The organism is Nostoc sp. (assembly GCF_036917535.1).
Classification (GTDB): domain Bacteria; phylum Cyanobacteriota; class Cyanobacteriia; order Cyanobacteriales; family Nostocaceae; genus Nostoc.
Genome location: NZ_JBALDA010000071.1, coordinates 28,216 through 51,706 on the forward strand (window position 1 = coordinate 28,216; position 23,491 = coordinate 51,706).

15 protein-coding genes and 1 pseudogene are annotated in these 23,491 nt (G+C 41.7%); 10 read left to right on the top strand and 6 right to left on the bottom strand.

Annotated elements, in window-relative coordinates; all coding sequences use genetic code 11:
- Window positions 1-88 precede the first annotated feature (88 nt).
- A pseudogene (locus V7K56_RS23075) lies at window positions 89-280 on the bottom strand (DUF2811 domain-containing protein); the annotation flags it as partial.
- Window positions 281-750: 470 nt separating this feature from the next.
- Between V7K56_RS23075 and V7K56_RS23080 the strand changes: the two are divergent.
- Window positions 751-2,022 carry an MFS transporter gene (locus tag V7K56_RS23080; protein WP_334913946.1) on the top strand — a complete coding sequence of 424 codons (1,272 nt, stop codon included), beginning with the start codon at window positions 751-753 and terminating at the stop codon, window positions 2,020-2,022.
- A 164-nt stretch (window positions 2,023-2,186) separates the two neighbouring features.
- Window positions 2,187-3,080: a phosphotransferase gene (locus tag V7K56_RS23085; protein ID WP_334913948.1), complete on the top strand. Its 894-nt coding sequence runs from the start codon at window positions 2,187-2,189 to the stop codon at window positions 3,078-3,080.
- A gap of 74 nt (window positions 3,081-3,154) precedes the next feature.
- Here V7K56_RS23085 and hisIE read toward each other — a convergent pair whose 3' ends face one another.
- Window positions 3,155-3,805: a bifunctional phosphoribosyl-AMP cyclohydrolase/phosphoribosyl-ATP diphosphatase HisIE gene (gene hisIE, locus V7K56_RS23090; RefSeq protein ID WP_334913950.1), complete on the bottom strand. Its 651-nt coding sequence runs from the start codon at window positions 3,803-3,805 to the stop codon at window positions 3,155-3,157.
- Window positions 3,806-4,034: 229 nt separating this feature from the next.
- Between hisIE and hemL the strand changes: the two genes are divergently transcribed.
- Both hemL and V7K56_RS23100 read left to right on the top strand, forming a co-directional pair.
- On the top strand, window positions 4,035-5,333 hold the full coding sequence (gene hemL, locus V7K56_RS23095; RefSeq protein ID WP_334913952.1) for a glutamate-1-semialdehyde 2,1-aminomutase: 1,299 nt from the start codon (window positions 4,035-4,037) through the stop codon (window positions 5,331-5,333).
- Between the two features lie 721 nt (window positions 5,334-6,054).
- On the top strand, window positions 6,055-6,957 hold the full coding sequence (locus V7K56_RS23100; RefSeq protein WP_334913954.1) for a polysaccharide deacetylase family protein: 903 nt from the start codon (window positions 6,055-6,057) through the stop codon (window positions 6,955-6,957).
- Between the two features lie 76 nt (window positions 6,958-7,033).
- Here the strand turns inward: V7K56_RS23100 and V7K56_RS23105 are convergent, their stop codons facing one another.
- Window positions 7,034-7,957 carry a fasciclin domain-containing protein gene (locus V7K56_RS23105; protein ID WP_334913956.1) on the bottom strand — a complete coding sequence of 308 codons (924 nt, stop codon included), beginning with the start codon at window positions 7,955-7,957 and terminating at the stop codon, window positions 7,034-7,036.
- A gap of 900 nt (window positions 7,958-8,857) precedes the next feature.
- On the opposite strand from V7K56_RS23105, the gene V7K56_RS23110 reads away from it, so the two are divergent.
- The 4 genes from V7K56_RS23110 to V7K56_RS23125 all read left to right on the top strand — a co-directional run bounded on the left by V7K56_RS23110 (window position 8,858) and on the right by V7K56_RS23125 (window position 13,290).
- On the top strand, window positions 8,858-9,652 hold the full coding sequence (locus V7K56_RS23110) for a glutathione S-transferase (protein WP_334913958.1): 795 nt from the start codon (window positions 8,858-8,860) through the stop codon (window positions 9,650-9,652).
- A gap of 41 nt (window positions 9,653-9,693) precedes the next feature.
- Window positions 9,694-9,816: a hypothetical protein gene (locus V7K56_RS23115; protein ID WP_334913960.1), complete on the top strand. Its 123-nt coding sequence runs from the start codon at window positions 9,694-9,696 to the stop codon at window positions 9,814-9,816.
- A 22-nt stretch (window positions 9,817-9,838) separates the two neighbouring features.
- On the top strand, window positions 9,839-11,569 hold the full coding sequence (locus tag V7K56_RS23120) for an ATP-binding protein (protein ID WP_334914013.1): 1,731 nt from the start codon (window positions 9,839-9,841) through the stop codon (window positions 11,567-11,569).
- A 737-nt stretch (window positions 11,570-12,306) separates the two neighbouring features.
- On the top strand, window positions 12,307-13,290 hold the full coding sequence (locus V7K56_RS23125; protein ID WP_334913962.1) for an RNA polymerase sigma factor, RpoD/SigA family: 984 nt from the start codon (window positions 12,307-12,309) through the stop codon (window positions 13,288-13,290).
- 462 nt (window positions 13,291-13,752) lie between these two features.
- Here V7K56_RS23125 and V7K56_RS23130 read toward each other — a convergent pair whose 3' ends face one another.
- Entirely contained in the window at window positions 13,753-14,310 is a 558-nt protein-coding gene (locus V7K56_RS23130) for a calcium-binding protein (protein ID WP_334913964.1), read from the bottom strand.
- Window positions 14,311-14,508: 198 nt separating this feature from the next.
- Between V7K56_RS23130 and V7K56_RS23135 the strand changes: the two genes are divergently transcribed.
- Window positions 14,509-16,188: an NB-ARC domain-containing protein gene (locus tag V7K56_RS23135; RefSeq protein WP_334913966.1), complete on the top strand. Its 1,680-nt coding sequence runs from the start codon at window positions 14,509-14,511 to the stop codon at window positions 16,186-16,188.
- 207 nt (window positions 16,189-16,395) lie between these two features.
- On the opposite strand, the gene V7K56_RS23140 is transcribed toward V7K56_RS23135, so the two are convergent.
- A complete protein-coding gene (locus V7K56_RS23140) occupies window positions 16,396-18,594 on the bottom strand; it encodes a CHASE2 domain-containing protein (RefSeq protein WP_334913968.1) in 2,199 nt (732 codons plus the stop codon).
- Window positions 18,595-18,940: 346 nt separating this feature from the next.
- Window positions 18,941-19,225, bottom strand: a complete 285-nt coding sequence (locus tag V7K56_RS23145; protein ID WP_334913970.1) for a hypothetical protein — start codon at window positions 19,223-19,225, stop codon at window positions 18,941-18,943.
- 492 nt (window positions 19,226-19,717) lie between these two features.
- Between V7K56_RS23145 and V7K56_RS23150 the strand changes: the two genes are divergently transcribed.
- Window positions 19,718-22,756: a hybrid sensor histidine kinase/response regulator gene (locus V7K56_RS23150; protein WP_334913972.1), complete on the top strand. Its 3,039-nt coding sequence runs from the start codon at window positions 19,718-19,720 to the stop codon at window positions 22,754-22,756.
- Window positions 22,757-23,491 lie beyond the last annotated feature (735 nt).

The following is a 23,491-nucleotide window of genomic DNA, read 5'->3' on the forward strand; positions in this document are numbered from 1 at the left end:
GGAATAACGCCCTTCATACCAGTACCTATGGGGTGTCTAGTAAATTAGCTGTTGCTGGTGAGTCGGTACAGGGCATTTCTACTGTGGAGTGGTGAAACAAAGTTTCCAGATAAACTCGCGCAGCACGGCGATCGCTATCTCCATTTTGGAGTAAAAACAATGATAGCGCCGCCGTCAATACTCTGTTTTCATCCCAATCGGGATGGGTTTCTAAGTAGTTTTTTAAGGATTCGTGGAGTGTTTCAGGAATTTCTGTAAAGATGCTAACCGTTGCTTTCATGAGATTTTCCTCCTATGAGGATAATCAAGAGGGACAAGTTGCTTGCAGTAAAGCGGTTTAGGGCTTCACAGGCTCTTTCGCTATCCCGACAAACTGCACTTACATCTGGTAGTAATATATTTTACATTTTTGATGTCAACAGTTGAACGGATTACAAAAGCAAGCCGCATCATTGTGCGCTAAGAGGGGGTGGGTTTGTCAATGCTGCGAAATGTTAAAAACGATTGTATAAAAAATAAATGCGAACGAAAGAATGAGACTTTAAATCTATTTTTTGTTACTTTACTTCATAAAAACTCAGTCCTTAAACTTATTTGCCACTTGTAATCAACAATCCCCAGCAAGACAGCAAGAAGCCTATTAGCTCGTATAGCACCTGTGGAAAACTGCTAAAATGCCTGTGGAAACCCTGTGGAATGAGTGAGGAAAATAGTTACCAATGATAAGAATTACAAAAATGTCATCAGATTATGACATTTAAGCTGATGAAATTAGCTTCTCAATCTCAGTTATCATCGTGGTTGCCCTCGATACATCCCCAGGTATGGATTTTCGCAACTGGTAGATTTCTCTCGGAAGTTGGTACCGGCTTTACCCTGTTTTACGCCCCCATCTTTTTTGTCAATGAAGTTGGTTTATCTGCAACCAGTGTCGGGGTAGCCTTGGGTAGCGCATCGATTTCTGGCATTGTAGGGCGGATTGTAGGTGGTTCTTTGGCTGATTCTATGGAATGGGGACGCCGCCGTACTTTGCTGCTAGCGATGGCGATTTTAGCCATTGGTTCTCTAGTTTTAGCTGCAACCAGTAATTTTACTATTTTGGTAATTGGAAGCTTGATTAACGGTTTAGGAATAGGTTTCTATTGGCCAGCGGCTGAAGCTGTGGTTGCTGACGCCAGCCAGATTGACAATCGCCGCGAAACTTTTGCGATCGCCCGACTAGCTGATAATCTTGGGTTAGCGATCGGAATTGTGCTAGCAGGGTTTTTGATCGCAATAATTGAGAGTTATCGATGGCTATTTGTCATTGATGCCATCTCTTTTATGCTATTTTTTGGGGTTGTCTATGTGGGAATTAGTGAAACTGAACAACAGCAGATAGGAGAATCTGAAAAGATAGAACTTTTTGCTTCTTGGATAGCAGTATTAAAAGATAGGCGTTTCCTGGTCTACATAGCAGTTAATATATTCTTCACAATCTATATTTCTCAAATCCACAGCACCCTGCCGCTTTACTTCAAAAACTTTGTTATAAAAAGTACTACCGAAGGATTTGCTCAAACTACAATTAGCGTTCTATTTGCTTGGCATCTGGTGTTTGCCATCATCTGTCAGTTGCCTGTCACCAGCATCTTAAAACGCTGTTCTTACACACTTGCACTTACTGTTTCTGCGATTTTCTGGGCAATTGGTTTTGGACTGATTTGGGTAAGTGGCACAGTTTCATCTCATCATCTGCTTTGGGTAACATTGGCATTGGCAGTCTTTGCTGTGGCAATTGTTTCCTATACCCCATCTGCTGCCTCTTTAGTGACTGAGTTAGCTCCAGAAAATCAACGCGGCGTTTATTTTTCCATCAACGCTTTGTGCTGGGCTGTTGGCTCCTTTATTGGTCATCCTTTGGGTGGATGGGCATTAGATCAACCACAAATTATTACTAATACTTACTGGCTAGGCTTCATCTTCAGTGTAGCGATCGCTGTGGCAATTTTACAGTACCTGAATCGAATTTTGGCTGATTAACCACCAAAATGGTATTATGCTCATGTTTAGCAATTTTTTAGGGAGTTAAATCACAGTGGTACGTTGATACAACAAACAGGCAAATCATTATAAGTCGCTGCAATCGGGCTAAAAGTCCGATAATTTTTGATTTTTTATTTGTTGTGATTGCGTCAGAATTTACTGTGAATATTCCTTCCTTGTATCTCGAAAAAATTCGTGCTGTCTATCCTAATATCTCTATTGAGCATCTTGACTTTAATCAAGATGGAATGGTTAACGATATAGTAATTGTTAATCATGAGCTTGTATGTCGCTTTGCCAAAGATGACTGGGGAAAACAGGTACTTTCCCATGAAGCTAAGGTGTTAGAAGTGGTGCAAAATTATGTTGAACTGCAAGTTCCGCACTTTGAACACCTAGAAGAAGGCTTTGCTAGCTATAGATTTATTAAAGGTGAACCGCTATCTCGTAACACCTTGCTAAAGCAGAGTGATGTATCACAAGTGCATATCATCTCCCAACTAGCCAGATTTCATCAACAATTGCACAGCATTCCAAATGAAGTTTTAGTTAATGCTAGGGTGTCTTCTTCTGGTGCAGAACGTTCCCGTGAAGATTGGCTACAGTTGTATGAGCAAGTTCAGCAAACTCTCTTTCCTCACCTGTGGCGTCATCAGCAAACTTGGATACACGAACTTTTTGCGCCCGTAATTACAGGTGAACTTGACCTCAGCTACAGACCCGTACTGATCGACGGCGATAAGCCAGTGTATCACATTTTGTTTGACCCGATCTCAGAGAGCATCAGTGGTCTTATTGATTTTGGCACGGCTGGTTTGGGAGATGCAGCTTGTGATATTGCAGTGCAACTTGGTAATTACGGAGAAAGCATTGTGCGGCGTATGGAAAGCGACTATCCTATGTTAACGGATGTCATCGACCGGGCGCGTTTCTGGGTGGGAACACTTGAACTTCAGTGGGCTTTGGCTGGAGTAAAGTTTAACCATATCTCATTGTCGTTGGCACATATTGGTTTAGCCAGAGAGGTTCAACCTTTAGGTACAGGCTTAAGTTAACCTGTCATAGCCAATAACAAAGGGGACGCTTGTTTTAAGTCTGGTAACTGGCAAAGCTGGTGAATCAAGTGTTTTTATTGCCGACGTTCTTGCAGCTTGCGATATACAGATTTTAAATCAACTTGATGGTGAGCTAAGGCAACCAAAGTATGATACAGCAAATCAGCCACTTCACCTGCGATCGCCTCTTCTTGATCATCCTTAAAAGCCATTACCACCTCAGCGGTTTCCTCACCGATCTTTTTCAAAATTTTGTTATCGCCACCTGCAAATAGTTTACAAGTATAAGAACTTTCAGTAGGATTATCGCGGCGATCGCATATTATTTGAAACAATTGTGACAATGTATCCCCTGGTGGTGCAGCAATTTTTCCTTCTATTTGGTGAAAACAGCTACGTTCTCCAGTATGGCAAGCAACATCTCCTAATTGTTCTACTCCGATAAGCAGTGCATCACTATCACAGTCATAACGAATACTTCGCACTTTTTGGATATGCCCAGAAGTCGCCCCCTTGTGCCACAACTCTTGCCGGGAACGACTCCAAAACCAAGTTTCTTCAGTTTCTAAAGTCTTTTGTAACGACTCCTGATTCATCCACGCCATCATCAGGACAGTACCATCTAGATAGTCTTGGACAATTGCAGGCACCAGACCCCGTTCATCGTAGCAAATTTTCTCAATCGGGATAGTGTAATGCAGCGATCGCGAATCGTTAGAAGACATACTAGCTAGTTTGCTCTCATGAGAATAATTTATGGATTCACGATACCATTCAGAATAGGCTAGTTGGTATATTTTTTGGAATTAAATATCTAAAATCAAGTCTTCATTGAACTTGCATAACATATTGTTATTTTTTTGGTTCAGCTAATTTTATAGGATAGAAATTCTAAGCAGTGTTTGACCCTATCCTAAGATAGAGCGTTTTATTGCCCACTGTTAGGAGAGAACTTTGGTAAATACCACAATTAAAACAACAAAATCACAAGAAGTCTTCACCGCTGCTCAAAACCTCATGCCCGGAGGAGTCAGTTCTCCAGTTCGTGCCTTTAAATCTGTGGGCGGACAACCCATCGTTTTTGATCGTGTTAAAGGCGCGTATATTTGGGATATAGATGGCAATAAATACATAGACTATGTAGGCACTTGGGGCCCAGCTATTTGCGGTCATGCTCATCCAGAAGTAATTGCAGCGTTGCATGAAGCTTTAGAAAAAGGCACCAGTTTCGGCGCTCCCTCAGTTCTAGAAAATGTTTTGGCAGAAATGGTCATTGATGCCGTTCCTAGCATCGAAATGGTCAGATTTGTCAACTCTGGAACTGAAGCCTGTATGGGAGTTTTGCGGCTGATGCGGGCTTTCACCAACCGAGACAAAATCATTAAATTTGAAGGTTGCTACCACGGACACGCCGATACGTTTTTAGTAAAGGCGGGTTCTGGTGTTGCTACACTTGGCTTGCCAGACTCACCAGGAGTACCTAAAGCAGCAACTAGCACCACTCTAACTGCACCTTTCAATGACCTAGAAGCAGTCAAAGCTTTATTTGAAGAAAACCGTGACGAGATTGCTGGTGTCATTCTTGAGCCAGTCGTCGGCAATGCTGGATTTATTGCGCCTGACGCTGGCTTCCTAGAAGGATTACGGGAACTTACTCAGGAATATGGAGCCTTATTGGTATTTGATGAAGTGATGACAGGCTTCCGCATTGCTTACGGTGGCGCTCAAGAAAAATTTGGCGTCACTCCCGATTTAACAACCCTGGGTAAGGTGATTGGTGGTGGTTTGCCAGTAGGGGCTTATGGTGGCCGTCGAGATATTATGTCAATGGTTGCGCCCGCCGGCCCCGTATATCAAGCTGGGACTCTTTCGGGTAATCCTTTGGCAATGACTGCTGGTATTAAGACTTTAGAATTGCTGCAAAAGCCAGGTACTTACGAGTCTCTTGAGCAGATTACTAAAAAGCTTGCAGATGGTTTGCTGCAAATTGCCAAAGAAACTGGTCACGCAGCTTGCGGCGGTCAAATCAGCGCCATGTTCGGCTTATTCTTTACCTCTGGCCCAGTTCATAACTACGAAGATGCGAAAAAGTCTGATACAGCCAAATTCGGACGCTTCCATCGCGGGATGTTAGAGCGCGGTGTTTACTTAGCACCCTCTCAATTTGAAGCTGGGTTTACGTCTTTTGCTCATACTGAAGAAGACATTGAGCAAACTTTAGCAGTTGCACGGGACGTAATGTCGAGCCTGTAACCTGTTTGTTAAGGGATTTCCAAATAAAAAGTATCCTGTTACCTCTTGTGGGGTGAGCATCTTGCCCCACAGAATGGATGATTTATAAGAACTCCCTTTTTTAAGACAGAAATCAGCGTGCGGAATTTTCGGACTCACTCTAAAGCATTATTTGCAGAACTTTTAGCAGCTAATGGTGTTCAATCATTTTGCGCGGTTGGGGTTGGGGATCAAAGAAATTTTTTAACAAGTTTGCTTTCTACCGTCATTACTCAAGGAAAGTCATATCTTTGTCATAATTTTGCAATGGCTTCGTCAATAGGATATGCAATATTTAGCCTACATTAAGATTCATAGTTAATCAGGTAGGATTAATAAATTATGGGGAGTTAAGTCCTTTGCAACTAAGAAGTGGCAAGTTTTGTGGCTCTTGTCTTTATCTCCGTTACAAAACTGAATTACGAATTATTTTAATTACCTTTTACAGTTCTCAAAATTCCCTTCATCCCCTATAAATTAAAAAAATTAATGTGTAAGAAGGTTCTCACCTTCATGGTGAGGATTTTGCTTATAGATATTAGATTATCCATTGGGTAAGGTATTTTTTCAGAGTCAGGGTTGAAGCTAACTTTAAAAAATATACCAATCATAACTGTAGCTTGTATGGCAAGGCTTACAGAGTAGAAAGAGCTGCCATAATCATTGTGAAAAAAAGATGGTTTGACCTTGAAGGAGTTATGAAGTGGACGGCAAGAAGTCATTTTTTGGTCTGCAAAAAATATTAGTTACGTTGCTTATCTTGAGTGGCAGTATGAGTGCTAGCACGATGATGCTTATTAAGTCAAGTTCCTCTAATGCTCAAAGTACAGAGAATACAAGCAAAGTTGGAATTCAGCAGCAGATTGAAGAACTAAAAGCGACGATGCTTAGAAGTTGGCAGCAACAAGTACAAACAAAAGGTTTTTCATATACTTTGCCACAGCGTTTTCAAGGGGCAATAGTTGATGCGGCAAAACTTACTCCCGAACAGAAAGTAATTGCGCTCACCTTTGATGATGGGCCATGGCCTGAAAGTACCGCGCAAGTACTCGATATTCTCAAAAAAAATCAGATCAAAGGGACATTTTTTTTGATTGGGCAAAACGTGAAAAATTATCCAGGCTTAGTGAAGCGGGAGATTGCTGAGGGTCAGGTAATTGGTAATCACACTTGGCATCATTGGTATCAATTCTTAAATCCACAAGCAGCTGCCTATGAAATTGACCACACAGCAGACTTGATTTATCAACTGACAGGAATTAAAACAAATTTATTTCGACCACCAGGGGGAATCATGCACAATGGGGTGGCTAGTTACGCCAGAAATAGCAAGTATGCCATCATTCGCTGGTCATCTGACTCTGTAGACTACTCACGTCCTGCTGTACCAAAATTAATTAATAATGTGTTTAGGAAGGCCAAGCCAGGTGGAATTGTGCTGATGCATGATGGTGGTGGTAATCGTTCTAAAACTGTGCAAGCTTTACCAGAAATTATTGCCAACTTTCGGAAACAGGGCTATCGCTTTGTGACTATTCCTGAACTTTTAGAAATGCAAGATAAAGATCAAAAGCTGATTGCAAACAAAAAAACCGTCCAAAATTAATATCTGAACGGAATTTTAATGTATTAATACTTTATACAAATCTAGTTATGTTGCCAGTTGTGCTGATACCGTGCAACTACAAATCAGGAGGTAAAATCACCTGATCGATCGCGTGGATTACGCCGTTACTACCTGTAATATCTGCCTGCGTCACTTTAGCATCATTGACAGTTACACCGGTAGCAGGATCAACTTTAACGTTGATTGTACCACCTTCAAGACTTTTAACTTCACCAGACTTCAAATCAGTGGACAATAACTTACCAGTCACCACATGGTAACTTAAAATCTTGAGCAATACTTCTTTGTTATCTGGCTTTAACAATTCTTGCAAAGCATCTGGTGGCAACTTAGCAAAAGCTGCATCTGTGGGTGCAAAAAGAGTTAAGTTATCTTTGCCTTGCAAAGTTGCGGTCAATCCTGCTGCTTTCAATGCCTTGGTCAACGTGGTAAAAGAAGCGTTTGACTCTGCCAAGGCTAACAAATTTTTGCCTTGATTATCACTTGCCCCTGGTCCTGGTGGAGTTGTACTCGGTGTCTGAGTCGGTGGTGTGGTAGGTTGAGTTTGTGGGATAGGACGTGGGATGCGGGGTGTAGGTTTACTAGGGGATGTAGGTTCACTAGGAGGTGTAGGTTCACTAGGAGGTGTAGGTTCACTAGAGGGTGTAGGTTCACTAGAGGGTGTCACACTACCACCACCACGGTTATAGGGAGGCTCGTTGAAAATACTTGGTTTGGGATTTAGCGTTCCCCCACTATTCTGTGCTACCGATTTGCGTTTGGTATTGCCTTTTTCTATTGGAGAAACAGCCTCAGCAGTTGTGTATTGAATGTTTACTTGAAGGCGTTGACCTCGGTTATAGGGAGCTTCGTTGAAAATACTGGGGTTAGGATTTAGTACCTCTTTGGCATTAGATGGTAAAGTAATGAGGACGCTGAAACTAGTAAATCCCACTATGCCTGCCAACGTGGTCAGTAATTTGCTGTAATTCGTCTTCATAAATTTTGTTTTTCTTTTTGTCCACAGATTACATAAAGATTTATAACATTTTGCTATGCACAAAATCTAACTCAAGAGGGAAGTAAGATTTTTCTCTAAAAGAATTCGTGCTATTGAAGTAAAATGTTTAACCTTTACTCCCACTGATAAGTATGAAATATATCTACCATATATTTCATCTAAGTTGAACAAATTTTCTTTATTACACCAAAATGAGTTAAAAAGCCCCACTTGTATAACGTAAACTCTAGGTAAAGTGTGAAAATCTCACATCTACAAATTATGAGTTACAATGATCTTTCAAAGAAAGATTATATTTAAAAGCAAATTTAGATACAAACTTGTACGTAAATTAATAGTTGATTCATAAATCCTAAATTACATAGAAAAGATGGTTATAAGTAAGTTGACATTAATATTTCCATCTACTATATTTTTAAGAAATTTCAATGTATGATGTGTCGTGCAACGCACCGTCAACAATTTAAGGTGCATTAGCATAAGGCATAACCCACCCCACTTCAAATTTATATTTTTTCATACGTAGATTTACTTATCTCAGAATTAACCATTGATTATTCAGCAAAAGCACAGAATTAATTACCGAAATATTTTAACGTAGGCTAACGCTGATAAAAATTGAAGTAACTGTTGAAGACCTACAAATGATCGGTTAGCTCTATTTATATATATGCTGAATTAAATTACTTAGTTATTTAAGATTTTAATCAATTAGAAAACAATATTTTTTAAATCGACAATTTTGCCAAAAACTAGGCATCAGTCAAACTCTAATGTCAATTAAATAGACAGCTAATTAACTAGTACCAATAAAAATTACTTAAACTAAAGATACAATTGTAAAGTTAATAAGTTGACCAGTTACAAGAGATAGAACACATGCTGGAATTATACCAATGGGAACTCTCTCAATACTCAGAGAAAGTGCGCTTAATTCTAGATTTTAAAGGACTCGATTACCGCAAAATTGAGGTTACACCTGGGATTGGACAGGTAGAACTGTTCCGGCTGACCGGTCAAAAACAAGTGCCAGTATTAAAGGATCGTAATAAGTATATTGCAGATTCTACGGAAATAGCTAAGTATTTAGACTTAGAGTATCCCGATCGCCCCATAATACCGCAAGATCCTAAACAACGGGGTTTAACTTTATTAATAGAAGAATGGGCGGATGAGTCCATAGGCATCAAAGGTCGCAAAGCACTATTTGCTGCTATAAGTCAAGATCAAAATTTCCGTAAGTCTTTATTACCCACCTCAACACCAGATATATTTAAAAGTCTGGTTCAAGGAGTACCTAGTGACTTACTGACAGTGTTGGGTTTTGGCGTCGGTTACAGCCCAGATGTGATAAAGTCAGCGATCGCATCTTTAAAACAAGACTTGGAAGCCTTGACGTTATTATTGGCAGATAGTCCCTATTTAACAGGAGATGAGCCGACTTTAGCTGACTTAGCAGTGGCTGGCTTATCGATATTACTCAAGTTTCCTCCAGGGCCCTATCTGGATTTACCAGCTTCTATCAGAGGTAAAGGATTGCCAATCTTTGCCGAGAATATAGATTATGAACCATTCTTTACCTGGCGCGATCGCCTTTACGCCCAATTCCGTAAACCGTTAATTAGTACCACTCTACCAACGGGAAGTGCGCCAACCTCGATTCAAATTGATTAGATAATAGGGCATGGGAAATTGGGCATGGGGGAGCCACTGCGTTGGGGAGACAGCGCCGTGGGCGGGTTTCCCGACTTGAGGCGACTGTCGTCGGCAATGCCAGACTTGAAGCAAGTGGCGTCATAGGGGATGGAGAAGAAAAACAAATGACCAATGACCAATGACAAATAACAAATGACTAATCAGATGAATTCGGCACAGCCATTAGGTTCGGTCATTCAAGGTTCTCTAACTGAAGGTTTAGAAGTACGATTGCATCCTGACATTTCTGTGGAAGATATGCGGGTGGGTAAGTTTCTTGTTGTGCAAGGGATGCGATCGCGTTTTTTTTGTATGCTGACAGATGTAGCATTGGGAGCTGCTAATGCCCGAATTATTGCTAATCCCCCGAGTTGGGAAGACACTTTTTTACGAGATGTTTTAGCCGGCAGTGGTACTTATGGTACTATCAACCTCGCGCCGATGTTGATGTTCACTCCCGAAACTGAAGAATCTTTCTCTCCAACAAATGGTAAATCGGCAAATCCTTTCCTGCCATCGGTGACGGGTTTAGCTTCATTTATGCCACAAACCAGCACAACGATAGAATTGTTGCCGGTTAAAACTATTCCTAGTCACTTTAGTCAAGTTTACGAAGCAAGTGTTGACGATTTTCGCCGGGTATTTGGTTGGGAAGATGACCCTCAAAGGCGCAATTTTTCCATCGGCAAACCTTTGGATATGGATGTGCCCGTTTGTATCGATTTGAATCGCTTTGTGGAACGGAGTAATGGGGTCTTTGGGAAATCTGGTACTGGTAAATCTTTTCTAACCCGGCTACTTTTAGCTGGTGTTATCCGTAAAAATGCGGCAGTCAACTTGATTTTTGATATGCACTCTGAGTATGGCTGGGAAGCCGTTGCAGAAGGAAAGAACGTCAATACAGTTAAGGGATTAAAGCAACTTTTTCCTAGTAAAGTGGAAGTTTATACCCTCGACCCGGAATCAACAAAGCGTCGGGGTGTACGTGATGCTCAAGAACTTTATTTGAGTTACGAGCAAATAGAAGTTGAAGATATTAAGTTATGTAGCCGAGATTTAGGACTCTCTGACGCAGCCTTAGATAACGCCAATATTCTGTATAGCGAATTTGGCAAGTCTTGGATTGTCCAGTTGCTGAATATGACTAACGAAGAAATCGAGATGTTCTGCGAGGAGAAGCGAGGACACAAAGGCTCTATTATGGCATTACAGCGCAAACTCTTGCGGATGGATAGCTTGAAGTATATGCGAGCAGTTTGCCCACAGAATTACATTAGTAAAATTGTGCAATGCCTGGAATCTGGGAAGAATGTTGTGATAGAATTTGGTTCCCAGTCTAATATGCTCTCTTATATGTTGGTGACGAATATGATCACCCGACGTATTCACAAGCATTACGTCAAGAAAGCAGACAAATTTCTGCAAAGCAAAAATCCTAGCGATCGCCCAACGCCATTGATGATTACCATTGAAGAGGCGCACCGTTTCCTTGACCCCGCAGTAGTACAAAGTACTATCTTTGGGACTATAGCCCGCGAACTGCGGAAGTATTTTGTCACACTTTTGGTAGTCGATCAACGTCCATCAGGCATTGATAATGAAGTTATGTCGCAAATTGGGACTCGCATTACCGCTTTGCTGAATGATGAAAAAGACATTGAGGCGATTTTTACAGGTGTATCTGGTGGTGGCGGACTGCGATCGGTATTGGCAAAACTAGACTCGAAACAACAAGCTTTAATATTAGGTCACGCCGTTCCTATGCCCGTAGTAGTCCGTACCCGTCCTTATGACGCAACTTTTTATGCAGAAATTGGCGAGCCAGCCTGGGAAGAAAAACCTGACGCTGAAGTATTCGCCGCTGCGGAATTAGCCAAAGCTGACCTTGGATTTTAGATTGTCATTTGTCAGTTGTCCTACCTGCGGGAAGCCGCTAGCGCGTCTATGTACTTTGCAAATAACCAAAACAACTCTTAAAAAGGCTGCGTCAATGACTACGCTCAGTACAAATGACTAATTCGTGACCGAAGAACACTCATGATACAAGCCCCTCTCTTACAAAGTTCTGATCGGAGGAAACCTCCGCTCAGACTTTGCGCTAAATTTATTTATGGAGATTATTAATTTTGAATTTTGAATTCCCCGAAGGGGTTGACATCCCTCCATCATCACAGCAAATTAAGTTCGGTTATCCCGCTAGTTTTGGCAACAGAAGAGGGGTTTTTGGCGTCACTATAGATGTAGTCAGCAATTTCGAGGAACTTTAAAAAATTTTTATATAACGGCTGCTTTTAAATTATAATGATAGGTTTTATCTTAAGATAGTTTACTATTTGCCTGATTTATCGTATCATAAGTTAAGTAGAACTCATACCGACTTCGGTTTTGCTAATCGGTGTAGTAACTGTCCAAGAGAAAAATTCTCAAAAATAACCAGCGTGCTTATAAAAGATTGAAAATTTAAGGAAGGTAGGGGAACCTATCATTGGGGGCTTACCGTCTTAACAACGGCTGTATCAATTGATTAATTACTTTTGGTAGCTCCCAATATTTCGTGATAGATGTACTACTTTTCCCATTCATTTTAGTAATAAAACATACATTATCTTTACGAAGTAGAGGACATCGCACCAATGCCTACTGTCAACACCCAAACAGAAAACCTTAACACCAAATTCACGGCTGATATGGTGCGAACCTATCTGCGAGAAATTGGTCGCGTACCACTGCTAACCCGCGAACAAGAAATTGTCTTTGGGAAACAAGTGCAACAAATGATGACGCTCATCGACGCCAAGGAAGCTTTGGCCAAGAAGTTGCAACGCGAACCGGATATTTCAGAGTGGGCCGATCACGTTCAACAATCGGAAACCGATGTGCAACAAACAGTGGCGCAGGGTAAGCGAGCAAAACAAAAAATGATTGAAGCGAATTTGCGCTTGGTCGTCGCTATTGCCAAAAAATACCAAAAGCGAAATATGGAGTTTCTGGATTTAATCCAGGAAGGAACATTAGGATTAGAGCGGGGTGTAGAGAAATTTGACCCGACGAGGGGTTATAAGTTCTCGACTTACGCTTACTGGTGGATTCGCCAAGCAATTACTCGGGCGATCGCTCAACAAGGACGTACTATTCGCTTACCAATCCATATTACCGAGAAACTGAACAAAATCAAAAAAGTGCAGCGCGAGTTGGCTCAAACCTTGGGGCGGTCGCCGACTCCAGCCGAAATTGCCAAAGAACTGGAACTAGAACCGACTCAGATTCGTGAGTATCTGAATATGGCTCGTCAACCTGTGTCTTTGGATGTGCGAGTTGGCGAGAACCAGGATACTGAGTTGCAAGAAATGCTTGAAGATGATGGTCCATCACCAGAGTATTACACCAACCAGGAATTCTTACGCCAAGACTTGAACAACCTGCTAGCAGAATTAACCCCGCAACAGCGAGAAGTTGTAGGTTTACGCTTTGGTTTAGAAGATGGTAATGAAATGTCATTGGCAAAAGTGGGTGAGAGATTAAATCTCAGCCGCGAACGCGTCCGTCAGTTAGAGCATCAAGCTTTGGCTCATCTGCGTCGCCGTCGTGCCAATGTCAAAGAATACATTGCTAGCTAAAAATAGAGACGCGGAATTTCGCGTCTCTACACCACCTTGGTGATGCGCTTCCTGAATTCAGGGGGCGATTTTTTTATGCTGAAAACCAGAAAAATGTGTGCTTGCTTCCTCGTAGGCAAATTTTTTATCAGTTTAAAGGTCAAAAGGCTTTGAATTTGAAACCCCCATTCACTAGTAGGGAATGGGGGCTAGGGGGGTTAGGTTCTTGAGGCTCAGATGTGAGCAATTATACTTTTCAAACAACCTCTTAGGAGACTGGGTTAGAGAATGAGAGTGATCAAACTTTTTTCCACAATTGGAATGCTCCCCCGTAAGTGGATTTTTAACTTCCTTGGTTGTAGATACAAGAAGAGTGTAAATTCAGATAAATAAAGCTGAGGAGCGAGCTAAAATTACGTTGCTCTAAAGTCATCAAAGATTTATAACTGTAGAGTTATTTCCCAACTCCAACTATTAGTAGGACTAGACAAAGCTAAAATAATAGCTGGTTAACTCTAAACCAGTTTTATCTTGAACTACTGCTAACAAGTCATCATCATTCTGATATATGAGTGTATCAAGGTCACTAGTTCCCTCATAATTTGCAGTCCCAAGATAAAAAGAACTTGCACTTCCTTTCAGTTGGATATAGTCATTCGCAGGATTGTAGTCTTGTATCGTAGCGTAGCCACCTCCCTGATAATAGTTTCCATCATAGGATGTACCTAAAACAAACCTATCGTAGCCATCACCACCATTTAAGACATCATATTCATTACTGTTGTAGGCAGTTGAGCTAGAACCGTATAAAGTATCGCCATCATCTTCGCCATATAAGGTGTCACTACCAGAGCCTCCGTATAAGACGTCGCTACCAGTGTAACCATATAGGTAGTCATCGCCACTATTTCCATAGAGGTAATCGTCGTTAGTATTGCCATAGATGGTATCATTTCCTCCATAACCATAAGCATAATAGCTGTTTGAACCAGTGTAGTTTTGATAATCATTTCCACTTGTGCCGTAATAGTAATCAGCCATGTCTTTGCCCTCAGTAATTTGGTTACATTCTTGATCGCTCTGATCTTAGATAGATACTAAAAGACTAGTATCAGGTTTGTCGGTCGGAAAAGGTCGGGAAAAGGTCGGGTTCTTTTTCGTAGATTTACGTAAACTTTTGACAAAAAATTAAGCTTATAGTGTGAATATTGTAGTCAGCCTGTATTACTACTGAAAGAAATGACGGTTGAAGAAGCGATCGCAATAGTCGAGCGATTATTGGAACGAGGATGCTTAACGAGAGCGCAAGAGATTGTATTTCGCTACGCTTGGGAAGGGAAAACTTATCTAGAAATGGCGCGAGCAGTCACTTATGACCCAGGTCACATCAAAGACATTGGCTCAGAATTATGGCGATCGCTCTCTCAAGCTTTGGGCGAAAAAGTTACCAAAAATAACCTGCAAGGAGTGCTGAAGCGAACCGCACAGCGACAACAGAACATAAACACCTCCTCAACCTTAAACTTTCAACCCTTTACGAACTATACAAATTGGGGGGAAGCAATCGACGTTTCCCAGTTCTATGGACGTACTACAGAATTAGAAACCCTCAGCCAATGGATTGTGAGAGATCGCGCTCGTGTAGTCACACTATTAGGTATGGGTGGTATGGGCAAAACCGCGCTCTCTGTGAAGTTAGCAGAACAATTACAGGGAGAATTTGAATATGTGATTTGGCGATCGCTCCGACACGCACCTTTTTTTCACGACAAGGTGAAGGAGTACATCAAAATCTTTTCTGATCAACAAGTTACCATATTGCCTGCTTGCCCCTATGAGCAAATTACTTGTTTAATCGATTATCTCCGCAAATATCGATGCTTGCTGATTCTGGATAATTTCGACACATTATTGGAGCAAGGTAAAGGGACAGGCTGTTACCGTGAGGGCTATGAACCCTATGGCGAACTTCTGTGGCGATTAGGAGAAACTGGGCATCAAAGCTCTGTCCTGCTCACCAGCCGGGAAAAACCTCCTGAAGTCGCTGCCTTGGAAGGTGATGGTTTGCCAGTCCGTACCCTTGCTTTATCAGGATTAGAAGTCGCAGCCGGGCAAACAATTCTGAAACTTAAAGGGCTATCAGGCTCCGAGGACGAAACCCGCCAACTGGTTGAGTGTTACGGTGGTAATCCCCTAGCTTTGAAAATTGCCGCCACTTCTATTCGGGACTTACATGAAGGTAATATCGCCTGCTTCTTTGCCGAAGGCACAACTGTATTTCACGGCATTGGCAATCTTCTAGAACAACAATTCAAAAGACTCTCTACGTCTGAGCAGTTAGTGATGTACTGGCTGGCAATTAATCGGGGCAAGCTTTCCTCCACAGAATTGCAAACAGCTTTCACACCAATATTGCCTAAGCCTAAGTTAATCTCAGTCCTCGAATCTTTACGCTGGCGTAGCTTGATAGAAAGCAATACTGGAGGATTCACACAGCAACCTGTGGTGATGGAATATGTGACAAAGTGCTTGATTGAGCAAGTGTGCGAGGAAATCTTAACAGAATCACCGCAATATCTGTTGACTTATTCTTCTATGCAAGCTCAAGCAAAAGACTACATCCACAATAGTCAAATTCATCTGATTGTAAGACCTATCCTAAATCAACTACGAATAACCCTTGGCTCTACTGATCAGCTTGAGGATCAGCTTGAGGATAAACTTGGCAGACTAGTTAGAAACCTCCAAAATGAAAAACCCTATCCACAAAGGGATGAAGTTTTTAGGCATGGAGAATGGGATAAGGAGATAAGAGGGGGCGGGAACAAAGCGGACTCAAACTATGTTTGGGCAGTTGCGGTGAGTCCAGATTGTCAACAAACGTTGAGACCAGCCCGCACTTATGAAGTTATTAATTAGTGTAACAGGGTTGACTGAAGCAGAGGTAGTAATACCAATTCAAAATTCAAAATTCAAAATTTAAAATTAAGAAAGTCAGACAGGACAAAGGTATGTCCGTATGTATCTGTCGCATTCTTTTTTCAAATTGGTATAACTTTAAAAACTTTAGGAGCGCTAGAAGTGGATTGATGCATGTCCCTGTCCCCAATACCTAGTTCAATTAGTTTAAAAACGTTTTAAATCTTGTAAAACTGCGGTGGCTGATTGATAGCGATCGCTAAAATGATAGCAAACCATTTTATCTAAAACTGCCGCTAATTCTTCGCTTACTTGTACCGTTTGTCGCCACATCACATTCCCTGTTTCTGGATCTGGGTGAAATTCTTGCGGTAGTATCCCAGTTATGGCTTGAATAGCAATCATTCCTAAAGCATAAATGTCACTGCATAAGCGGGGATGACCGGCAAATTGTTCTGGAGGTGTATAACCCCGCGTCCCAATGGCTACTGTGGCTAATTCTGTTTGCTCACTACTCGACGGTTGCATCAATTTGACAGCACCAAAGTCAATCAATACCAGCCGATTATTTTGAACGCATCTAATAATATTAGCCGGTTTGAGATCGCGATGAATCACTCGATGTTGATGAATAAATTCTAGAACTTCTAAAACTTGTTTGAGCATTTCCATCACAAATGATTCGTTTTGCACATTTTGTACAGGTGGTAATTCTTCGCTTAGGGTATGTCCCTCAATATATTGTTGAATTAAATAAAATTCTTGGTTATCTTCAAAATAAGCAAGTAGTTCGGGAATCTGATGATGTTTACCCAAAGTTTCTAAAATTTCAGCTTCACTATGAAACAACCTGCGAGCCACTTGCAAAAATCGTGTATCTTGACGGGCTGGCATTAACTTTTTAACTACACAAGTAGGATTACCCGGTCGTTGAGTATCTTGTGCTAAATAAGTCCGACCAAATCCACCTGCACCAAGAGTTTGAGAAATTTTGTAGCGTCCACTCAAAAGCAAATCACCTGATTTTATTTCTGGTGAATCAATTGGGGGAAGAAAGTCAACAGAGGAATCGGGAAGTGCTGTTTTATCTTCTAAGAGTACATTTAATTGGGCGATCGCTTCTTGTTGTTTTTCAACTTGCAGAATAATCACCTGAGTTTGTCGTTGATTTTGGTAGCTAGTATAAGCAATCACACAGATACTACTAATTACTAAGGCAAGAGCAGAGGGAATTAATGGTATCCATCCGGCTTGCAAAAACAAAGCAATGCAGATTACTACTAAGCCAAGTAGAGCTGTTGCTTCCATCACTAGCAAAAGCAGCGGATTTTGCCACCGCCATGCTAAAATACTACCTAATAGCGACCAGCCCCACACCCAAATAAGTTCTGCCCAGTCGGGCCAATACCAAATCAAGGGTCGCCCATCCAACACTGTACTGATGAGTTGACTTGCTATCTGTGCATGAATAAACAGAGCAGGCATTCTGGCTGGCTGATCTGGTAAAGCGCTGTAGGGCGTATAAAAGCCACTTGGTGGGAGATTAGCTGCCGTAGTGCCAATAATTACCAAACGGTCTTTGAATAAATTGGAGTTGACTCGATCATTAAGAACATCTGTAAGGGTTACTTGGTCGGCGAGGCTGTTGGGATGACGGTAATTTAATAATATTTGATAGCCTTGTGCATCCAAATGTTGATAGCCACCAGAATTAGGTTGTAAACGCAAAAACAGGGTTTTACCTAACAGAAAATCTCCTTTTTTAGTAAAATCATATTCAATACCTTGTTTTTCCAGAAAATTAATTGCAATTAATGCACCAAATGCAAATGATGTTGTACATTTTTTATCTGTAGGGTTAGCAAATAACAAACTGCGGCGGAGAGTTTGATCGTTTTCATTGTCAGTAACTACATCGCTAAACCCAACATTATCTATAAGAGCATTCGGCGGCGGGGGAATTTCATTTCTACCCAAGCTGCTGAACAAACAGGTAGTGACAATGTTATCTTGATTTTGGAGATTAGCCGCCAAATTATTGTCTTCTGGTCGGAAAAGATATAAACCAACAATTCGCGGTTGATAAGACTCAATTTTCTTTAACAGCTGATTGATTGTCCGATCTGATAGAGGCCATTTCTCTCGTTTGAGATCCTCATCAGTTATTGTTACTAACAAAATCCGCCGATCGGGTGCTTCTGCGGGACGCGATCGCAACATTTGATCATAAACTCTTAACTCCCAAGGCTGTAACCATTTGAGTTCCCGAACTCCCCAGATAAAAGCAGTGACTCCTACACTGGTAACAAAAATAACTTGTAGCCAGCTTTTGCTCTTAGAAGTTTCACGGGAATCCTGAACTTTGACAAAAGGTACACGGAGTTTTTCTAATAGTCCACTAATCACGGCGTTGAGGCGGTAGCCTGAATTGGGTAGATGTTGCAGGCGCAGAAGTCAATTTTCGGAATCTAAGTTAAAAGCTAGTTAACCTAAGCTTTTATTAATGTAGCAATTTACTTGCTAGTTAGAGACTTTGACCAGAAAGAAAAAGGTACAGAGCAAGTAAATTTATTTATGGGGTTGGTAAATGTTTGACTTTTGAACGCCAGTTGCTTCAAGTCGGCAGAGCCACCCAACGCACTGGCTCCTTTTGACTTCCCCGTTCGCGCAGCGTCCCGTAGGGAAGGGGTTGACGTATTCCTACTTTGAAAGCAAGCTTACGCCTAGTGTCAACTATAGAATCAGACAAGTGCTAATCATCTGTTTGAGATGTTTGAACATCTTCAACAGGACTGGTAATTGGAAAAGAAATCGGATTAGTAGATGGAGTTAGTGAATCTAACTGGGGTTGTTCAAGCGATGCTTCTATACTTGAATCAGCTAAATAGGAGCCAACAATTTTATCATAGTTAGAAGCAACAGCTAAAAAAGCCCCACCCAAAATATAGATAGGTAATGGCAGATTAAATTCTTGCAACCAGTCAAACAGTTCCGCTAAGGCAAACAGCACCAAAAAGCAGGCAAGCCAAACCTTCATATTCTTATCCCCTGAATTGAAACAATTCTATTACTAGCTTAAATAGCTTGCATGATAGTTGATGTAATACATAATCACCAACTTACAAGAAAGCAGAGGGGCAAAGGAGAAAATGATTTTCAGTACAAGCCCTACCCCTCGTAGGTAATCTTTTTTCTCCCCTGCCTCTTCTTGATAACCTCTATAACCTTAGATGGGTGCAGTTAGAGCTATAGCATCTGCTATATTGCATTATAAAAATAAAAATATATTTAGATTGAGCTTATGCCAGCAATCGAACAGCCAAGTATTGACAATTGGTTCGTGAGACTCGACAGCGCCTTAAATTTACATAGGTGAAACTGGCAACGATATTAGGGGTTCCCCTCCACACTAGAAATCGATGGAAAAATAGACGGATACAACCTTCACTCCTGGCGATGAAACAAATTAAAGAACTATTACAGCAGACGGGAGAACCCGGTGAGTCGCTTTTAGCTAAATACTTTTAAAATGAGTGAGAACCTGAAAGCTCAAGAGGTTACTGATTTGCAGCAATATTTGAGCGAACAACAAGCTGCACTGCGCGATAGTGAAGCACGTTACCGTTCACTGGCAGAGGCCAGCGCATCCATTGTCTGGAGGGCAGCACCTTGGGGCAACGTTGTTAATGATATTCCAACTTGGCAGGCGTTCACAGGGCAAAATCCCGAACAATATAAAGGATGGGGTTGGGTTGAGGCACTACACCCAGAAGATCGTGCCTCGATAGCGGAAATTTGGAAACAGGCATTTCCTACACGCAGCGTTGCAGTTGCTGAGTATCGAGTTCTGCGGCATGACGGCGAATACCGTTATATGAATATACGCGGTGTGCCGATACTCGACGAAACAGGCGAAATCCGCGAATGGGTGGGAATGTGCGTCGATATTACCGAACGCAAGCAGGCTGAGGTCAGACTGCGCGAGAGTGAGGCGCGTTTTCGGTTGCTAGCTGAGAATTCAACTGACATTATTTCCCGCCATACAGTCGATGGAATTATTCTCTACGTTTCACCAGCTTGCTACACAGTGCTGGGATATCAACCAGAGGAACTAGTCGGTCATCCTAGCCATGAGTTAGTTCACCCTGACGATTTGGTAGAGATTGCGAGAAATTACCCAGTCAATGGCGATTTACCAGATATTTATACTATTACTCACCGTGCGCGTCACAAAGACGGACATTATATCTGGTTGGAAGCAACTATTCGAGCGATTCGCGATCGCCAAACTCAACAAATTTTAGAGATGCAAGCGTCTTCGCGAAATATTACTAAGCGCAAGCAGGTGGAGGAGGAACAGCGTTTTCTGGCTGAGGCTAGTGGGATTTTGGCTGCATCATTGGATTACGAGACAACCTTAGCAGGTTTAGCGCGTTTGGCTGTGCCGGAAATTGCTGATTGGTGCTTAGTTGATATCATTAGTGACAATCAATTACTCCGTCGGGTTGCAGCAGCCCATGCCAATCCAGAGAAACAAGAATTGGTAGAACAGTTACAAAATTATCCACCTGACTTGGCCCAAACAAAAGGTGTTGCTGAGGTAATAGAAACAGGCAAATCACAAATTACTCATTTTATTTCTGATCAACAGATCCAAGGGTTAACCCACAACGCCAGTCACTTGAAAATATTGCAAGAACTAAATCCAACATCTGGTATGAGTGTACCGCTGATCCTTCGGGGACGGGTGTTGGGAGTTATGACTTTGGTATCTTCCTCAGGTCGTCGCTACGATACCAAAAGCCTGATGTTAGCTGAAGAGTTGGCTGGTCGGGCGGCGATCGCAGTTGATAATGCCCGACTCTACAGAGAAGCACAGCAATCTCAACAGGCGGCTTTACGCGCAGTATCTCGCACTACCCGTCTGCAAACCATTACTGCTGCCCTTTCGGAATCTCTAACTCCGACACAAGTCGCTGAAGTAATTGTGGAACAAGGTATAGCAGCTTTGGGAGCTAGCTTTGTTTTTGTCGCACTACTGACTCAAAACGGCACTGAATTAGAAATTGTCCAAACTGTTGGCGATCAACAAGAAATAGTCGATTCATCGCGTCGATTCTCGATTAATGCACCCGCGCCACTGGCAGAAGCAGTAAGAACTAAGCAACCTATTTGGCAAGAGCCAACCGAAACAAGGGTGGCTCGTTACTCAAATCTGGTTCAGGAATACGCCCAGTACAACTATAGCGCTTGGATTTCGATTCCATTGATCATCGAGGGACGAGCTATCGGGGGAATGTCTCTAGCTTTTACCGAGATTCAGAAGTTTAATCAAGACGATCAAGCCTTTATGCTGGCACTAGCACAACAGTGCGCTCAAGCGATGGAACGTGCCCGCCTATACGAGGCAGAGCAAACCGCTCGGAAAGCAGCAGAAAACGCCAACCGGATAAAAGACGAGTTTCTGGCAGTACTTTCTCATGAATTGCGATCGCCACTCAACCCAATTTTAGGTTGGTCAAAGCTACTCCAAACCAAAAAACTTGATGAAAAGACAATTCCTCAAGCGCTGAAGACTATTGAGCGAAATGCTAAGTTACAGGCTCAACTGATTGAAGACTTACTGGATATCTCCCGGATTTTACAAGGTAAAATCAGCTTGAATATCTACCCAGTCGATCTGACATCTGTGATTTTGGCAGCAATGGAGACAGTGCGGCTATCGGCAGAAGCTAAGTCAATTGAGATGCACATCAGCCTGGAACCAAATTTGGGACAAGTTTTGGGAGACTCCAGCCGATTGCAGCAAATCGTTTGGAATCTGCTCTCAAATGCAGTTAAGTTTACACCAGAGGGCGGACGGATTGATATTCGACTATCATCATGTTTTAAGTCAAATTCCAACTCAGCAATCATTCAAGTCAGCGACACAGGGAAAGGCATCGACCCTAATTTTCTGCCTTACGTGTTTGAATATTTTCGCCAAGAGAACAGCAGCACCACTAGAAAATTTGGTGGATTGGGGTTAGGATTAGCGATCGTCCGTCACTTAGTCGAACTGCATGGCGGCACAGTCCAGGTAGAAAGTGAGGGCGAAGATCGGGGGGCAACTTTTACTGTCAGATTACCGTTAATCCAAAATCAATTAGAGATTAAACAAGACAGTAGCGACTCTGAGCCATCCTCAAATTTGAATGGTGTGAAAATTTTAGTAGTGGATGATGATACAGATACGCGAGAATTTATTGTCTTTTTACTAGAGCAATATGGGGCAAATGTGACAGCAGTAACATCAGCCAATGAAGCTCTAGTGACTTTAGCCCAATCCTTGCCAGATATAGTTTTAAGCGATATTGGGATGCCAGAAGTGGATGGATGTATGTTCATGCGACAGTTGAGAACACTGCCACCAGAGCAGGGAGGGCAAATTCGAGCGATCGCACTTACCGCCTATGCTGGAGAAATGAACGCTCAACAGGTGCTAAGAGCCGGATTTAACAAGCATATTGCCAAACCAGTAGAGCCAAGCGAGTTAATAGATGCGATCGCTAACTTAATCGCTGAATAAACCTGCCTCTACCTGTTCACTGTTACTTGATAAGTTGAGTGGAACATTTTAATTAAAACTAATTGTCACTTCCAAATCATATCTGTAAAAAACCTGAGTTCGGGTTAAGCCAGAAGCTAGAAAGCTTATTTTATAAGGATTGAACAAAACTCTAAGCGATCAAAGAAGCGATTAAAGTTGAATCATTTTGTCAATAAGGTTCACAAATGAGACTAATCTCAACAACATGCCTTATAGAGAATAGATTCAAACAAAGCTTCAGACCGAATAACGATAAGTCAAGGCTTTTGAGGATTTCTTATCCCGAACTCAGGTTAAAAGGATTCGCGATCGCTTGTTTCTTCCTCGGTTTTTACTTAACCAGACAATAGGCTTAACAAGTTAGTTGAGCAACTTGTTAAGCCCCTTGTTGAAGTTAGGCAAACTTCCGCTACAGTGTAATAGCTAGCCAAGTTAATAACTGAATAAACCTGCCTCTACCTGTTTACCGTTTAAAACTGTACGGCGTTGTGGTTGAAATGGCTTGATCATGAGTTGTAATTTTCCTTGTAAGTTTTAGCTTTTACGTTGTCAGTCTTACTTTCTTTCAGCAAGTAAGATAATAGGAAGTTGCTATTTAAACCTCCTAAAACACCAATTTATGATGAAAATTTGAGATTATGTTAATTTAATAAATCTCCTTTTTCATTTAGAAAATTGGTATTCTAGTTTGTTTAAAAAAACAAACTTTATATC

What these genes read in the sequence shown, in the direction of transcription:
- V7K56_RS23110 (WP_334913958.1), top strand. Translation starts at nt 8,858, where the DNA reads ATGCTGGAATTATACCAATGGGAACTCTCTCAATACTCAGAGAAAGTG.
- V7K56_RS23145 (WP_334913970.1), bottom strand. Translation starts at nt 19,225, where the DNA reads ATGAAGGTTTGGCTTGCCTGCTTTTTGGTGCTGTTTGCCTTAGCGGAA.
- V7K56_RS23105 (WP_334913956.1), bottom strand. Translation starts at nt 7,957, where the DNA reads ATGAAGACGAATTACAGCAAATTACTGACCACGTTGGCAGGCATAGTG.
- V7K56_RS23125 (WP_334913962.1), top strand. Translation starts at nt 12,307, where the DNA reads ATGCCTACTGTCAACACCCAAACAGAAAACCTTAACACCAAATTCACG.
- V7K56_RS23120 (WP_334914013.1), top strand. Translation starts at nt 9,839, where the DNA reads ATGAATTCGGCACAGCCATTAGGTTCGGTCATTCAAGGTTCTCTAACT.
- V7K56_RS23130 (WP_334913964.1), bottom strand. Translation starts at nt 14,310, where the DNA reads ATGGCTGATTACTATTACGGCACAAGTGGAAATGATTATCAAAACTAC.
- V7K56_RS23135 (WP_334913966.1), top strand. Translation starts at nt 14,509, where the DNA reads ATGACGGTTGAAGAAGCGATCGCAATAGTCGAGCGATTATTGGAACGA.
- V7K56_RS23150 (WP_334913972.1), top strand. Translation starts at nt 19,718, where the DNA reads ATGAGTGAGAACCTGAAAGCTCAAGAGGTTACTGATTTGCAGCAATAT.
- hisIE (WP_334913950.1), bottom strand. Translation starts at nt 3,805, where the DNA reads ATGTCTTCTAACGATTCGCGATCGCTGCATTACACTATCCCGATTGAG.
- V7K56_RS23080 (WP_334913946.1), top strand. Translation starts at nt 751, where the DNA reads ATGACATTTAAGCTGATGAAATTAGCTTCTCAATCTCAGTTATCATCG.